The organism is Lysinibacillus sp. BSL11, assembly GCF_052928325.1.
In genome coordinates this window covers 303,443-318,051 of record NZ_JAVGCX010000002.1, presented here as the reverse complement: position 1 = coordinate 318,051, position 14,609 = coordinate 303,443, and the positions used below count along the sequence as shown (strand labels likewise).

Sequence of the window (14,609 nt, the reverse complement as noted above, 5' to 3'; positions counted from 1 at the left end):
TCTTCGAACAATTGAAGGATATATAGTTTCAACTCGAGTGAATGTTTGCTTCGCCCCATAAAAAATACTCCCCTTAGATAAACAGATTTTATTTTTTCATCTGTCTACCTAATAGGGAGCATATCACTAAAATATGTTTGGTCTATTTTTTTGTTTTGTTCGTTCTAACTAACAGAGCAGTTTAATGGAGTCTCATATACAGGGATTTCTCCAAAATTAAATCTTTTATGAGAGGAAAAATTTATTTAATACTTAGTAAGCCTAGTTTAATAGCTGTTACAACAGCACCTAAACGAGTTTCTGCATTTAATTTGCGAATAATAGAAGATATATGATATTCCACTGTTCTCCTACTCATACCTAATTCTAAACTAATCTCATTATTGGTTTTGTCCTCAGCAATACGTTCTAAAATCTCATATTCTTTAGGTGTTAACTTTATCATATGTAATAATCCCCCCCATTTATTTTCAGAAGATATCGTATCAATAAATTCCGTTTTATTCTATATTCTGGATAAAAAATATCGTTTAATCAAATGTAAATAGTGACAATTTTTCAAAAAAATAATTAAATTTCACTAAGGTTGCGGAAATTACGGATACCTTATTTGAGAAATTTTGTTAAATTTGAACTACAAAACAAATTAATATTTACATATTAATACCTAATAATTAATTGTTTTGTTGGAGTTATAAGGGATTTGAGGAGGTGAAAAAATGCTCAAGAGAATTAATCATGGTTTTAATAGTGCTAGCTCTAGATCTAAATGGTGTGTTTTTTGTGATGCAAAAGATTATTGCAATAAGTGTGATGCTATGGATTGGGGATGTGCTGGAGGCTGGGAAACTTGTTTTAGAAAAGATACAGACGGTTAAAACAAGTGCTTAATTTTTTATTTGGCAATGTAGAGTAAAATCATTATTTACTCTACATTGTATCAAGAAATGGGGGGTATTTATGATTGAATCTATGGAGAAAAAAATTAAAGTATCAAATTTTAAAGAGTTAGAAGTTAATCATAAAAAATATATTTATGTACCGAATACTAATGGTTTATTTGAAATAGATGATATTATTTATTCTATTATATCAAGTGACAATAAAAGCATAGTGGAAGTTTTTAATCAATTAAAAGATAAAATAGCTGAAAATGAATTTAATAATATTATTGAATCACTAATAGAAAATAGGATTATCAATGATACTACTGATAGAAATGCTGTTAACGAAGAAAATGTTAAAAACATAAGTGCACTCACATTAATGATGGTCCAAGAATGTAATTTACGATGTAAATATTGTTACGCTGGTGACGGAGAATATAACGAAAAAGGCAGAATGTCTATAATTACAGCAAAATCAGCAATAGACTATTTGCTAGAACAGTCAGGTGATCGTGATGATCTATCCATTGTATTTTTTGGGGGTGAACCTTTATTAAATTTTCCAGTAATTAAGCAAGTAGTAGAATATGCAAATCACAAAGTAAAATTACATAATAAAAAAATTGGCTTTAGTATGACATGTAATGGAACGCTAATAAATAAAGAAATCACAAAATTTATTTTAGACAATAACATCGCTGTTCAAGTAAGTGTTGATGGGACTAAAAGCGAGCATGACATAAATCGTTTTTACGGAAATAAAAAGGGAAGTTATGATGTTATTTTAAACAGAACAAAAGAATTAAGGGAGCAAAAACAACTAGGAGTTAGGGCAACCATTACTCCGAATAATGTTGATTTGGTAAATATATATGAGCATCTATTCGACTTGAATTTTAGGAGTATCTATGCTGCCCCAGCTATGCAGATGTTTACAGAAGATCAATTCATTGAATTGTCTAAAAGTTATGATGAATTAATTTGTTATTTCGAATATTTGGTAAATAAAAAAGAATATTATAAAGCAGTCAAACTCAATAATATAATGAAGAATTTAGAACGTATTCATATTGGACACGAATCAACATATTTTTGTGGTGCAGAGGTTAATTTTTTAGCAGTTGATATTAATGGTGATTTATATCCTTGTCATCGTTTTGTCAATAATAAAGAGTATAAACAAGGAAATATTTTTGAAGGAACATATTCCATTGCTAAGTCAAAATTTTTAGAAGAAGCACATGTTTCAAATAGATTAAATTGTAATAAATGCTGGGCAAAAAATTTATGTGGGGGTGGGTGTCACCATGAAAATTTAGAATCAACAGGTAAAGTAACGACACCACCTTTACATTATTGCATTTTAACTCAAAAGCAATTAGAAGCTACCTTGCATTTATATTTACGTTTATCAGATGAACAAAGAGAACTATTATTAGAAAAGAAAAATACAAGAGAGTTTGTTAAAAATGGAAATCAAAATTAAGAATTTAACAAAAATTTATAAAAATAAAAAGGTACTAGATAATGTCTCCTTAGAAATTCATAATGGTGTATTTGGTTTATTAGGGGAAAATGGAGCAGGAAAAACAACATTGATGGAAATAATCTCTACATTACTTCCATTTGATGACGGAGAAATTGAAGTTGCAGGGCTAAACGTAAAAAAAGAACCACTTAAGGTTTGTGAAATATTAGGTTATCTTCCACAGAAGTTCGATTTTTTCCCTAAGGTTACTTTAGAAGAGTCATTTGATTATTTATGTAAATTAAAAGGAATGAATAATAGCGCAAGCCGAAAACAGGAAATAAACTTAAGACTTCAAGAGGTGGGGCTATTAAGCGAACAAAAAAAATATATTCAAGAACTTTCGGGTGGTATGAAACAAAGATTTGGCATTGCTCAAGCTTTAATTGGTAATCCCAAAATAATACTTATTGATGAACCAACAGTAGGTTTAGATCCTCATGAGCGCATTTCCTTTAGAAATTTAATTACTCGGATTAGTCGAGATAAAATTATTCTGCTTTCAACCCATATTGTACAAGATATTGCTTCTACATGTAAAAATTTGATGGTGCTACAAAAAGGAAAAGTGAATTACTTAGGTAGTACAATAGACCTTATTAATAAAGTTCAAGGGAAGGTATGGCTTTATAATGTTTTAGATGATGAAATACCTCATGTGGATTTATTTGTATCTTTACAAGATAAAGGCAGCAGTATTGAGATTCGTTACATTGCAGATAGTCCGTTACAAGGAAGTATATCGACAGAGCCTACTCTAGAGGATGCATATATTTATATAAATAGAAAAGAGTTATCCATATGAGAGAATTACCTTTTTTAATAAACTTTGAATTAAAAAGACTCATAAAAAGTAGAGCTATTTCCGTCATTCTTATACTAATAATGTTGGTTCTTCCAATTATAATGAATAACTTAGACACTCAGGAAACTTTGATTGAAAAATGGTATGGAACACTTCAGTTACAAATGGTATTTTTACTTATTTTAATACCGAGTATGGTTTCTTATGTTTGGAAGGGGTATCTTCAATCTTTTGAAAGAGCAGTCATCCTACTAAAATTGACAAATAGATCGATGTATATAGTTGGAAAAATCGTAGCAGTTATTCTTTTTGTTTCAGTGTATCTATTTTTCTTCTACGTAGTTTTTTTTATCTTTTATGTAAATAAAGTTCCTATTAGCATTCTATTAATTACATTGTTTCAAGTCTTCCTTTCTATTTTCTACAGCATTACCTTTAGCTTTTTCATTTCCTTTTATTTGAAACGTACTGTATATCTACACATTTTACTAATAATATATTTGGTATTCAGCATTTATTTAAATTCTCCTTATTTTTCTATATGGTTTAATCCTGATTTTATACAACATCAAATGACTGACCTGCTATTTAATGTAAAGAGAGGTATTTTTCTAAGTATTGGCATACTATTTATGTTTGGAAATGTGTTGCTATTTAAAAGAAGGGTGAATGACAAATGAGAGATATCTTTTTATTTTGGTCGAAAGTGGTCTTACGAAGTGATTATTTGTTGACTTATTATGCTATCGTCATTCTATTATGTATCTCTCAGTATTTCTTTACAGTCAGTGATGCTCAAGCATTGATTCCTTTATATGGGATTTTCTCAAGTGTTTTAACGATTCAAATTATAACTTTGCATCAAAGGTATCATGTAGAGAAAATTTTAATGATTTCCCCAATATCGAATGGAAAGCTTTTATTATGGCAATGGGTTTTCAGCTTTATTTTGACCACCCCTGCAATTATGTTATTAGTTGGTTTTGTAAAGTTTGTATATGTAGAGACACCGATATATAAAATTCTCCTTATTGTTTTTGTTTTTCAGCTATTTACTATATCCATTCCATTTTTGATGGCAACAATTTTTAAAAATCAAGCAGTGTCTATAATTTTAATTGTCATCATTTATTTTTTATTAATGTTAATGCATGGTTATAGACTAGAAACGATTCAATATATAGCTCCTACTCTTAACTTTATGTATCCAGATTTCATTCATTACTTAAATGTTATAGGTGTTTTATCCGTTTGTTTGTGCTCTATATTGTTCGCGATTTTATTCAGCAGGAGGGCCACAAATAAAACGGAAAAGTGGATTGCTGGAATTATCACCAGTATGATGCTTTTCGTTCTATTAAGCTTACATTTTTATAATGGATATAAAGAAGAGGAACTGTTAAATAAACCTTATCAAAATTATCAATATAACGGGCTTACTGTCCAATACAAAGGTGTGAGTATAGAAAAAGTGAAGAATTATGCGAATGTTTATAAAGACATTATTCAAATAATGGAGAGCTTCGGTGTCAACAACATTCCGTATCACACGCTGAAAATAACGAGGGTTTTTAGCCTTCCAGATAACAATAGTTTAGAAAATATTATTAGTAGTTCTGGCAACATCATTGAAATACGCCCGTATTCTAATAAATTTTTTGAATTTAATTATGGCTATAATATTACAGAAGACATGATAAATACATTAATGGATGAACAGTGGGAAACCAAGGAACAAACTAATTGCTATGAGGTTTTAAAAAGAACAATTGAGCAAAAGGTTATATACACCAACAAAAGCATGCTCTTTAGTGAGGCGAAAAAGAAGTCAGTAGAAAACTTGTTCATAAGTAATGAAAAAGATCCGTATATGGAAAAGTTTCTACAAATATTACAAGAAGAACCGAAAAATGCTTATCTGTATATCAAAAGGTTATAAGAAAACCTTAACTAAATCAGGGAGACAGAGTATTATTTCATGAAAATATTAGGTGAGGTATTTAAGTATACAAAGCCATACAAAGCAAAATTATTTCAAGTAAATATATTGATGGGCATTTCAATGATTTTAAGTATAGTACACCCCCTTTTATTTGGTAAATTTATTGATTCTATAACATTAAAAGACCTCAATTCCGCATTCATAATTATAGTGTTTATGGCTTTTTTGTTTCTTTTTAATTTATTTTTTAAAGTAATCCAAAAATATTATTTAACGAAATTTGCCTGCTATCTACAAATGGATATTAAGTTAAAGATAATAAAAAGAATCATGGCTATGGACATGGATGAGTATCAATTAAAAGCAAAAGGTGAACTGATGAATAAAATAGAAAATGATACAAAGGCATTTTCTGAAGTAGTATCAGAGTTTTTAAATATTGTTGTAGATTTTATCAGTATAATAATTGTGTTCGTAATATTGATAAATCTTAATTTTATTTTAGCTAGTATTTTATTCATTGCTTGTCCTTTAGCACTTATCATTTTTAAATATTATGGAAAAAAAATAAGGATGACGGATACTGCCATCAAAAAAGATTTAGATTCTTATTTAACCTATCTGGGAGAAATACTGTCATCATTTAAATTATTTAAGATATTTAATAATGAGATAAACGCCATAGATAACTATCAAAAGAGAATTACCTTATTATACAAAAATACTCTTGATAAAATGCGTTTAAGTATAAAATCAGGATCAATAATAGAATTATTAAACTTTACAAGTTATTTAATTATCCTTATTATAGGTGCCTACTTTATTTATAAAGGCAGCCTCACCTTAGGAGTATTAATAGCATTCACAACCTATGCCAATAACTTTAGTCAGTCATTTTTAAGATTTTCTCAACTAAATTCCTTTTTACAAGAAGCAATTGTGTCTGTAAATAGAGTAAAAAACTTAATGGGAGACAATAAATACAATATAAGGAAATTGATAGTATCAGACTATGTAAATTCATCGCATCATTTTAGAAAAGACAAAATAGTGTTACGGAATGTAAGCTTTACCTATACTAATGCATTATCTCCAGTTTTAGAAAATATAAATTTCCAAATACCTTTGAAGAAAATTGTATTGATTAAGGGAGAAAGCGGATCAGGTAAATCGACATTATTGAATATATTATCAGGTTTATACATTAATTATCAGGGTGAAATATTTCTATCCAATCAAAATATTAGATATATTCCTAATGATGTTTATAGAAAAAGGGTATGTTTGGTAACGCAAGAGCATTTTATAATGACAGGGACAATAAGGGAAAATTTGTTATTAGCAAAGCCGAATGCAACGGATGAAGAATTAATTCAAATTTGTAAAATGGTTAACATTTATTCATATATAGAAACGTTGGACTATAAATTTGAAACTCTTATTGGGCATAATGGGCTTGAATTATCTACTGGGCAACAGCAAAGACTTTCAATAGCAAGATCGCTTCTAAGAGATGCGGATATCTATTTGTTTGACGAGATTACTTCTGCGCTTGATAAAGACAACCAAATAAATATAGAAACATTACTTTTATATTTAAATAAAGAAAAACAAAAGACTGTTATATTGGTTACTCATCACCCTGTTTTAATAAGTGAAGCAGATAAAATATTTGAAGTTAATAACAATCAGGTGAACGAGAGGGATTCATTTGTTGTTACAAGCTCTTAATAAGCCTAAATTGTTTGAATAGCTGGTTGTACTAAGTTAACACTCAAAAAAATTTTTCCTCTTGACACTAAAAAAGTTGTAAAGTAGATTTAACATAATTACATAAAAGCAATAGGTGCCCACTTGGGAGAATAGGGAATAAAGTGAAAAGCTTTAGCGGACCCGCCACTGTATAAGGGAGTTTCATAGTGTATGCCACTAGCGAATTGCTGGGAAGGTGCTATGAGATGTTGAACTTGAGCCAGGAGACCTGCCTACATGCTTTAGAAGATATAGATGATGGAAAAGTCTGTAGTTTATTTGTCATGACAATAAACTACAGACTTTTTCTTTTTGTCTTAAAAAGAGAGGAGCAATTATCATGCAATTACTACAAGACACGATACAAAACATCCAAGGTGCTGACCTGAAGGTGATGGAGCAAGCTAGACAGCGTATAGATGCCCTATGTAAACCCCCTGGCAGTTTAGGAAAACTAGAGTCCATTGCAGTGCAGCTTTCTGGCATAACTGGACAATTATTTCCGGTGATTGATAAAAAAGTCATAATTGTTTGTGCTGCAGATCATGGTGTTTGCGAGGAAGGTGTAACCACGAATCCACAAGATGTGACGGTCTTTCAAACATTAAATTTTCCTAAGGGAGGTACAGGCGTTTGTGCGATTGCGGGCATTACCAATGCAAAGGTTGTCACAGTAGATGTTGGGGTAAAAGAAGATATTCCACTTGATGCAGGAGTCCTTATTCATAAAATTAAATACGGTACCGATAACATGGCACAAGGTCCAGCTATGGCCAAACAAGAAGCCATTCAATCGATAGAAGTAGGAATCCAGGTGGCCACTGAGGAAATCATAAAAGGTGCTGATGTACTTGGGACTGGAGAAATGGGCATCGGCAATACAACACCAAGTGCTGCGATATTAGCTGTTTTGACGGGATGCAAGCCTATCGAAGTAACGGGGTTTGGTGCAGGAGTAGGCCAAGGAGGCATTGCCTATAAAGCAGCAGTTATTGAAAAAGCAATTACCTTAAATAAGCCTAATCCAAATGATGTTATTGATGTTCTGGCTAAGGTTGGAGGATTAGAGATAGGGGCGATGACAGGCATTATACTTGGCGCTGCTGTCCATCGTAAACCTGTTGTCATTGATGGATTTATTTCAACTATTGCCGCGCTCATTGCTTATAAGCTAGAACCAAAAGTAAAAGATTATATTATTCCTTCCCATGCCTCAGAGGAACCAGGGGCTAAAATTGCCGCTGCATTACTAGGCATTGAACCGATGTTGCACATGAATATGCGTTTAGGCGAAGGTTCTGGAGCAGCCTTAGCCTTTCCTATTTTAGATGCAGCTTGCTCGATGATGAAAAACATGGTGACTTTAGAAGAATCAATGCAGTTGTTAAAAAGGTAAGTTAAATGTCTCTTTTTTAATCATATAAGGAATGAAACATTAGCTAAAACAATAAAACAGCCAATGACTTAATTTTTGGTCATTGGCTGAATGGTGTTTATGCTCGATTTAATTTACGTAATGGCAAGCGCCACTTCATCATATAGGAAAAGATACGTAAAACTGTAATCACTGCGAATAAAATATAAAGGAAAATGTCCCCTGTAAAAACCTCGAAACCGATTAACAGTCCAGCAAGAGCTGCCCAAACTCCATAAACTTCATCACGGAGAACTAATGGTTTTCTTCTAGCTAATAAATCTCGTACAATACCACCACCTGAACCTGTCAAAACAGCAGCTACAATGACTGCGCTCACTGGCATATCAAGCTTGACAGCATAGAGTGCGCCTTGAATAGCGAATGCTGATAAGCCAATCGCATCTGTGAAGTTACCCCAACGATGCCAATGTTGAATCAGATGATGTGGAAAAATAAAGAATATCGTAATCGCAGCAAGCGCTATTTGAAACATCATATCCTGTCCCCAAAGTGTTGTGACAGGTAGTCCAATGAGTAAATTTCGAATAGCTCCTCCACCAAAAGCAGTCACAATACCAAGTATATATACACCGAATAAATCGTATTCTTCTTCCATGGCAATAATTGCCCCAGAAATAGCAAAGGCAATTGTTCCTATGATACTAAAAACCTCCCAAGCCATCCCTTTCACCCCTTCTATCAATAAATAAACTTTTTTAAAAGTTAAAAGACGTTTTACGTAACAGAATTTATGAATTTAATAGCCAAAATCGGTCATTAAATACGCTTCTTGAAATGAGTCCGCACATTAGCTTAGCGTAAAATCCTCTTAGAAACAATAGGCAAGTTTTACAGGTACACATACAAATTGATAAAATGTGATTAAAATAAAGAAAAACATTCGTCAAAAGCGTTCATATACCAGTAGTTGGTTAGGAAATTCTAGAGTGATTGAAGTCAATTTAGATAGTTAATAAATCTTACTGATTGAAATGCGAGACATTGTGAAATGGAGAAGAAAGAATGACGTTTACATCAAATTTATCAATAGAAACGCTATCGTTAGCGGCAAAAGTAGAGGAGCAAGTTCGGCCTTATCATGCCAAGGTAGAAGAAATGGCATTCTACAATCAGCAGAAGGTGCTAGCAGCTTTCAGAAAGCATCAAGTAAGTGATTATCATTTACATCCATCAAACGGCTATGGCTATGATGATGAGGGACGGGATAATCTAGAGCGTGTTTATGCGGAAGTATTTGGTGCAGAGGCAGCCATAGTCCGACCACAAATTATTTCAGGCACACATGCAATCACGCTTAGTCTATTTGGTGTTTTACGTCCTGGTGATGAGCTGCTTTATATTTCTGGTCAGCCATATGATACATTGCAATCCATTGTCGATGGTGGTGATAAAGATACAGGTTCACTAAAAGATTATAAAATCGGTTATCGACATGTGGATTTACTAGATAACCAGGCCATTGATTGGGTAGGTGTAGAAGCGGCCATTACAGCACAAACCAAAATGATCGCGATTCAACGTTCAAAAGGCTATGCAACACGTCCATCCTTTACAATTGAAGAAATTGCAGATATGTGTGTAAAGGTACGTAAAATAGCCCCGAAAGCTGTTATTTTTGTAGATAACTGCTATGGCGAGTTTGTAGAGGCGCAGGAACCTACAGAGGTCGGTGCTGACTTAATGGCAGGCTCGCTCATTAAAAATCCAGGTGGAGGCTTGGCTAAAATTGGTGGCTATATTGCTGGCCGCGCAGATTTAGTGGAGAAATGTGCCTATCGTATGACATCTCCAGGTATTGGCGCAGAAGCGGGGGCCACATTAAATACACTAGGTGATTTTTATCAAGGATTTTTCCTGGCACCACATGTTGTATCGCAAGCACTAAAAGGGGCGATATTTACAGCTGCAATGCTCGAGGAAATCGGCATGAGCACTTCTCCGAGCTATGATGCGAAGCGTACAGATTTAATTCAATCAGTATCATTCCAAACAGCACAGCAAATGATTGACTTTTGTCGGGAAATACAAGCGAACTCACCGATAAATGCCCATTATGCTCCTGAACCAGCCTATATGCCAGGCTATGAAGATGATGTCATTATGGCGGCGGGGACATTTATTCAAGGGTCTAGCATTGAGCTAACAGCGGATGGCCCAATACGACCGCCATATACAGCATTTATCCAGGGCGGACTAACATATGAACACGTTAAATTTGCAATTTGCAGTGCGGTTCAAGCCATTCAAAAAGCATAACAAGACAATAGATAAAGCCTAAATATGAATAGTTTTTTACAATTTTTAATCTGATTGAAAAAAATAGTGCCAACCATGTTAGATAACCTTACATGGTTGGTTGACAGTAAAAAAATTTCGTTATATGATAAGCGGGTATTGGAGGAGGACTTAAATGAGTCGTGAAATTAGACGAACTATGCCGTTATTATCGATGAGTATCGTGATGCAATTAACAGAGCTTTCGGCAAGACAAATTCGTTATTATGAAGAACACCATTTAATTGAGCCGCACCGAACAGAAGGCAATCGACGTATGTTTTCACTAAATGACGTCGATACATTGCTTGAGGTTAAAGACTACTTAGAACAGGGTATGAATATGGCGAAGATTAAAAAAATATTTGCTAAAAAGAAAAATCCTGTTGCGACAACTGATGAGCAAGACTTAAGTGATTCAGAATTACGACAAATTATGCGCGAAGAAATGCGTCAAGCACAGCGCATGCAAAAATCGTCCATCCGAAGAGGGGATTTATCTCGATTCTATTAATAAATAGGGTAGGGTAAACATAAAAGCTAGACAAATTATAGGAGTGTGGAAAACTGTGGGTAAATACACAAAAGAGGACATTAAACGTCTCATCGAAGAAAAAAACGTAAGCTTTATTCGTTTACAATTTACAGATATTCTTGGCACTATCAAAAATGTTGAGATTCCTGTAAGTCAATTAGACAAAGCACTTGAAAATAAAATGATGTTTGATGGCTCATCTATTGAAGGTTTCGTTCGAATCGAAGAATCTGATATGTATTTATATCCTGATCTTGATACTTTCGTAGTATTCCCTTGGACTTCTGAAAAAGGGAAAGTAGCACGTTTTATCTGTGATGTATACACTGCGAAAGGCGAACCGTTTGCTGGTGACCCACGTAACAACCTAAAACGAATTCTTAAAAAAATGGAAGAAATGGGCTTCTCAAGCTTTAATTTAGGGCCTGAGCCAGAGTTCTTCTTATTCAAATTAGATGCAAAAGGCGAACCAACCTTAGAAGTAAATGACCATGGTGGTTATTTCGATTTAGCGCCAACAGATCTTGGTGAAAATTGCCGTCGTGATATCGTGTTAGAGCTAGAAGAAATGGGCTTTGAAATTGAAGCATCACACCATGAGGTAGCTCCAGGACAACACGAAATCGACTTTAAATATGCGGATGCTGTTACTGCGTGTGATAACATCCAAACATTCAAATTAGTGGTTAAAACAATCGCTCGTAAACATGGCTTACACGCTACATTTATGCCAAAACCACTATTTGGTGAAGCAGGCTCTGGTATGCACTTTAACGTGTCGCTATTTAAAGGTAAAGAAAATGCATTTTATGATGAATCTACAGAATTAGGTCTTTCTGAAACAGCTATGCAATTCATGGCGGGTGTTCTTGCACACGTACAAGGTTTCACAGCTGTAACAAACCCAACAGTTAACTCTTATAAACGTCTAGTACCAGGTTATGAAGCACCATGTTATGTAGCATGGTCTGCACAAAACCGTTCACCATTAATTCGTATTCCATCTGCGCGTGGCCTTTCAACTCGTGTTGAAGTACGTTCTGTAGACCCTTCTGCAAACCCATATTTAGCGATGGCTGTTATTTTAGAAGCAGGTCTTGAAGGTATTCGTCAAAGCCTAACTCCACCTGCTGCTATTAACCGCAACATCTATGTGATGTCGGAAGAAGAGCGTCAAGCAAATGGTATTGAAAACCTACCTGCAGCACTTGATGATGCACTAACATTACTTGCTAAAGATCAAGTAGCACAGGAAGCACTAGGTGAGCATATTTATGCAAACTTTAAAGAAGCAAAAGAAATCGAGTTCGATATGTACCGTACAACTGTTCATCAGTGGGAACGCGATCAATATTTAAAAATGTATTAATCATAAAGATACCGAGTCCCTGATAAAGGTGACTCGGTTTTTTTCTGAACATATTAGGAACGATGGGGTCATATGACAACCCCATCGTTATTTTAGTATTAGCGCATATGTTTATGATGGTGTGGCATAGGCATATGGCAAGGGTTAGGTGGCATACCGCACATTGTATGTGTTTCACAGCATTCATTCACGACAGATTCTGTGCATGGGAAATAGTACTGATGATCAATCATATGTTTGTTGACTGTTGTAACATGTGCAGGTTGTACGTGTGGAACAACCGTATGGATATAATTTGTGCGTACATATTGCTCTGGTGGTAAAAATTGTGGTGGATCATATTGCATTGGCATCATTTGTGGCGGACAGCAGTGTGGACCTTTTGCCGGATGGCGTCTTCGTTGAAACATGTTATTACCTCCTGTTTTGATAAGTTGTAGTTCATTATTAAGATATGAGATATACGTCGATAGGGTCTATTTATTTGCCTATTAATGCATAGGTAAATCTAACAAGTAACTAAAATAGTAGAAAATCTATAATCAATTTGCCTACGTCTTTGAGTGAAATGAAAGCATGACATATTGTTGAAAAAAGATGATGTCAACGGCAGGAAAAGCAATTTTGCGGGCGAGGCGTTTTCCGTTCCCTCATTGTCCTTTCCAAAGGGCGATGATCCTCCCCTCAATCATGCTGCAAAACTTCTTTCATACTAACAGTAGTGAACAAAATAGCACATATTTTCGAAGTGAAAAGTAAAAGCCTCTAACAACCATCCACTTGCTTTTTTTTCAACGCGATGAATAGGTTTTTTAAATAACGTTCTTCCTAGCGGCATAATGTAAAATAAATTTTTATTGAAAAAGTATGTTTTTTGAAAAAATAGATATTGTCAATAAAACAATCGTACAGTATACTCTTTAATTGATAATGATTATCGTTGTCGATTATTTCTTAGGAGGAAATGTATGCCAAAATTATCACTGCAGAAAAAGAACTTTTTTGTACTGTTCACACTACTATTAACCTTCGCGTTATTATTAGTTGGGTGTGGGGAGAAAACATCGAACTCCAGTAGTTCACAAGAGAACGACAAAGCAGAAGAAAGTAACACAGAATCAAAATCTTCTAGTCGTGAGATTACACATGCAATGGGTACTACAACGATTGAAGGCACACCTACAAAAATCGTTACACTATATCAAGGCGCAACAGATGTTGCAGTAGCTATGGGCATTAAGCCAGTTGGGGTAGTAGAATCTTGGGCTGAAGCGCCTGTTTATAATTATATGAAGAATGAGCTTGATGGCGTTGCAATTGTAGGACAAGAAACACAACCAAACCTTGAAGAAATTGCAAAGCTTAAACCAGATTTAATTATTGCTTCTAAAGTACGTCATGAAGAAATTTATGATCAGTTATCGCAGATTGCTCCAACAGTTGCTCATGAAACAGTTTTCGATTTCAAAGGAACAGCTGAAATGATGGGTCAAGCAATGAATCAAGAAGATAAGGTGAAAGAATTACTTGGCGATTGGGATACGCGAGTAGCTGATTTCCAAACAAAAATCAAAGAGAAGCTTGGCGATAAATGGCCATTCCATGTTTCTGTTGTCAACTTTAGAGCAGACCATGCTCGTATTTATGTGACAGGTTATGCGGGTTCTATTTTATCTGAGCTTGGATTCCAAGGTCCTAAAAATTTAACAGATGATTCTTTAGAAATTGTGAAGCTAACGGACAAGGAAAGTATTACACAAATGAATGCTGATGTTATTTATATGTTTATGGAAAATGATGAGACAGTGAAAAAAACTTATGAAGATTGGACAAACCATCCACTTTGGAAAGAGCTTGACGCAGTGAAAGCGAATCAAGTTTATCAGGTAGATGAAATCAATTGGAATCTAGCAGGTGGTATTACTAGTGCTAATTTAATGCTAGATGATATTTATGACAAGTTTGAATTAGAAAAATAGTGAATGAAGAATGGGCTGTTAAAAGTGTTAGAGAATACTTGAATAACAGCCCTCTCATTGTAGTGTTTGAGCATAATTGAAACCTACATAAGATAAATTG

The 14,609-nt window shown here is 34.0% G+C and carries 12 protein-coding genes, 1 pseudogene and 1 riboswitch; of the genes and pseudogenes, 10 read left to right on the top strand and 3 right to left on the bottom strand.

The features are described 5' to 3' along the window. Window positions 1–241: 241 nt before the first annotated feature. Window positions 242–436: pseudogene (locus RCJ95_RS04280) on the bottom strand (response regulator transcription factor); the annotation flags it as partial. 283 nt (window positions 437–719) lie between these two features. Here RCJ95_RS04280 and papA point away from each other — a divergent pair. From papA to cobT, 6 genes are all read left to right on the top strand, one after another. Next, complete coding sequence (papA, locus tag RCJ95_RS04275) at window positions 720–878, top strand: freyrasin family ranthipeptide (protein WP_156113266.1); 159 nt, start codon at window positions 720–722, stop codon at window positions 876–878. A gap of 82 nt (window positions 879–960) precedes the next feature. Further along, window positions 961–2,373, top strand: coding sequence for a PapB family radical SAM/SPASM ranthipeptide maturase (papB, locus tag RCJ95_RS04270; RefSeq protein ID WP_221680430.1), 1,413 nt, complete (start codon window positions 961–963; stop codon window positions 2,371–2,373). Continuing rightward, window positions 2,357–3,220, top strand: coding sequence for an ATP-binding cassette domain-containing protein (locus tag RCJ95_RS04265; protein ID WP_221680431.1), 864 nt, complete (start codon window positions 2,357–2,359; stop codon window positions 3,218–3,220). Before papB ends, RCJ95_RS04265 begins: the two co-directional genes overlap by 17 nt. A gap of 676 nt (window positions 3,221–3,896) precedes the next feature. After that, window positions 3,897–5,159, top strand: coding sequence for a hypothetical protein (locus RCJ95_RS04260; RefSeq protein ID WP_446721936.1), 1,263 nt, complete (start codon window positions 3,897–3,899; stop codon window positions 5,157–5,159). A 39-nt stretch (window positions 5,160–5,198) separates the two neighbouring features. Beyond that, complete coding sequence (locus tag RCJ95_RS04255; RefSeq protein WP_446721935.1) at window positions 5,199–6,893, top strand: ABC transporter ATP-binding protein; 1,695 nt, start codon at window positions 5,199–5,201, stop codon at window positions 6,891–6,893. A 96-nt stretch (window positions 6,894–6,989) separates the two neighbouring features. Next, window positions 6,990–7,165: riboswitch (cobalamin riboswitch) on the top strand. 89 nt (window positions 7,166–7,254) lie between these two features. After that, on the top strand, window positions 7,255–8,310 hold the full coding sequence (gene cobT, locus RCJ95_RS04250) for a nicotinate-nucleotide--dimethylbenzimidazole phosphoribosyltransferase (RefSeq protein ID WP_446721934.1): 1,056 nt from the start codon (window positions 7,255–7,257) through the stop codon (window positions 8,308–8,310). Window positions 8,311–8,407: 97 nt separating this feature from the next. Here the strand turns inward: cobT and RCJ95_RS04245 are convergent, their stop codons facing one another. Further along, on the bottom strand, window positions 8,408–9,013 hold the full coding sequence (locus tag RCJ95_RS04245) for a trimeric intracellular cation channel family protein (RefSeq protein ID WP_221680435.1): 606 nt from the start codon (window positions 9,011–9,013) through the stop codon (window positions 8,408–8,410). Window positions 9,014–9,354: 341 nt separating this feature from the next. On the opposite strand from RCJ95_RS04245, the gene RCJ95_RS04240 reads away from it, so the two are divergent. The 3 genes from RCJ95_RS04240 to glnA all read left to right on the top strand — a co-directional run bounded on the left by RCJ95_RS04240 (window position 9,355) and on the right by glnA (window position 12,530). Further along, the gene (locus RCJ95_RS04240; protein ID WP_257521345.1) at window positions 9,355–10,608 is read left to right on the top strand and encodes a methionine gamma-lyase family protein; all 1,254 of its coding nucleotides are present in this window, start codon (window positions 9,355–9,357) and stop codon (window positions 10,606–10,608) included. A 154-nt stretch (window positions 10,609–10,762) separates the two neighbouring features. Next, window positions 10,763–11,140: a MerR family transcriptional regulator gene (locus RCJ95_RS04235; protein ID WP_004225812.1), complete on the top strand. Its 378-nt coding sequence runs from the start codon at window positions 10,763–10,765 to the stop codon at window positions 11,138–11,140. 55 nt (window positions 11,141–11,195) lie between these two features. After that, complete coding sequence (gene glnA, locus RCJ95_RS04230) at window positions 11,196–12,530, top strand: type I glutamate--ammonia ligase (RefSeq protein WP_004225810.1); 1,335 nt, start codon at window positions 11,196–11,198, stop codon at window positions 12,528–12,530. Between the two features lie 98 nt (window positions 12,531–12,628). Here the strand turns inward: glnA and RCJ95_RS04225 are convergent, their stop codons facing one another. Continuing rightward, on the bottom strand, window positions 12,629–12,940 hold the full coding sequence (locus tag RCJ95_RS04225) for a CotD family spore coat protein (protein ID WP_004225802.1): 312 nt from the start codon (window positions 12,938–12,940) through the stop codon (window positions 12,629–12,631). Window positions 12,941–13,498: 558 nt separating this feature from the next. On the opposite strand from RCJ95_RS04225, the gene RCJ95_RS04220 reads away from it, so the two are divergent. Beyond that, a complete protein-coding gene (locus RCJ95_RS04220) occupies window positions 13,499–14,509 on the top strand; it encodes an ABC transporter substrate-binding protein (protein WP_221680437.1) in 1,011 nt (336 codons plus the stop codon). Window positions 14,510–14,609 lie beyond the last annotated feature (100 nt).

What these genes read in the sequence shown, in the direction of transcription:
- RCJ95_RS04240 (WP_257521345.1), top strand. Translation starts at nt 9,355, where the DNA reads ATGACGTTTACATCAAATTTATCAATAGAAACGCTATCGTTAGCGGCA.
- RCJ95_RS04255 (WP_446721935.1), top strand. Translation starts at nt 5,199, where the DNA reads ATGAAAATATTAGGTGAGGTATTTAAGTATACAAAGCCATACAAAGCA.
- cobT (WP_446721934.1), top strand. Translation starts at nt 7,255, where the DNA reads ATGCAATTACTACAAGACACGATACAAAACATCCAAGGTGCTGACCTG.
- papA (WP_156113266.1), top strand. Translation starts at nt 720, where the DNA reads ATGCTCAAGAGAATTAATCATGGTTTTAATAGTGCTAGCTCTAGATCT.
- RCJ95_RS04235 (WP_004225812.1), top strand. Translation starts at nt 10,763, where the DNA reads ATGAGTCGTGAAATTAGACGAACTATGCCGTTATTATCGATGAGTATC.
- RCJ95_RS04265 (WP_221680431.1), top strand. Translation starts at nt 2,357, where the DNA reads ATGGAAATCAAAATTAAGAATTTAACAAAAATTTATAAAAATAAAAAG.
- RCJ95_RS04225 (WP_004225802.1), bottom strand. Translation starts at nt 12,940, where the DNA reads ATGTTTCAACGAAGACGCCATCCGGCAAAAGGTCCACACTGCTGTCCG.
- RCJ95_RS04260 (WP_446721936.1), top strand. Translation starts at nt 3,897, where the DNA reads ATGAGAGATATCTTTTTATTTTGGTCGAAAGTGGTCTTACGAAGTGAT.
- papB (WP_221680430.1), top strand. Translation starts at nt 961, where the DNA reads ATGATTGAATCTATGGAGAAAAAAATTAAAGTATCAAATTTTAAAGAG.
- RCJ95_RS04220 (WP_221680437.1), top strand. Translation starts at nt 13,499, where the DNA reads ATGCCAAAATTATCACTGCAGAAAAAGAACTTTTTTGTACTGTTCACA.
- RCJ95_RS04245 (WP_221680435.1), bottom strand. Translation starts at nt 9,013, where the DNA reads ATGGCTTGGGAGGTTTTTAGTATCATAGGAACAATTGCCTTTGCTATT.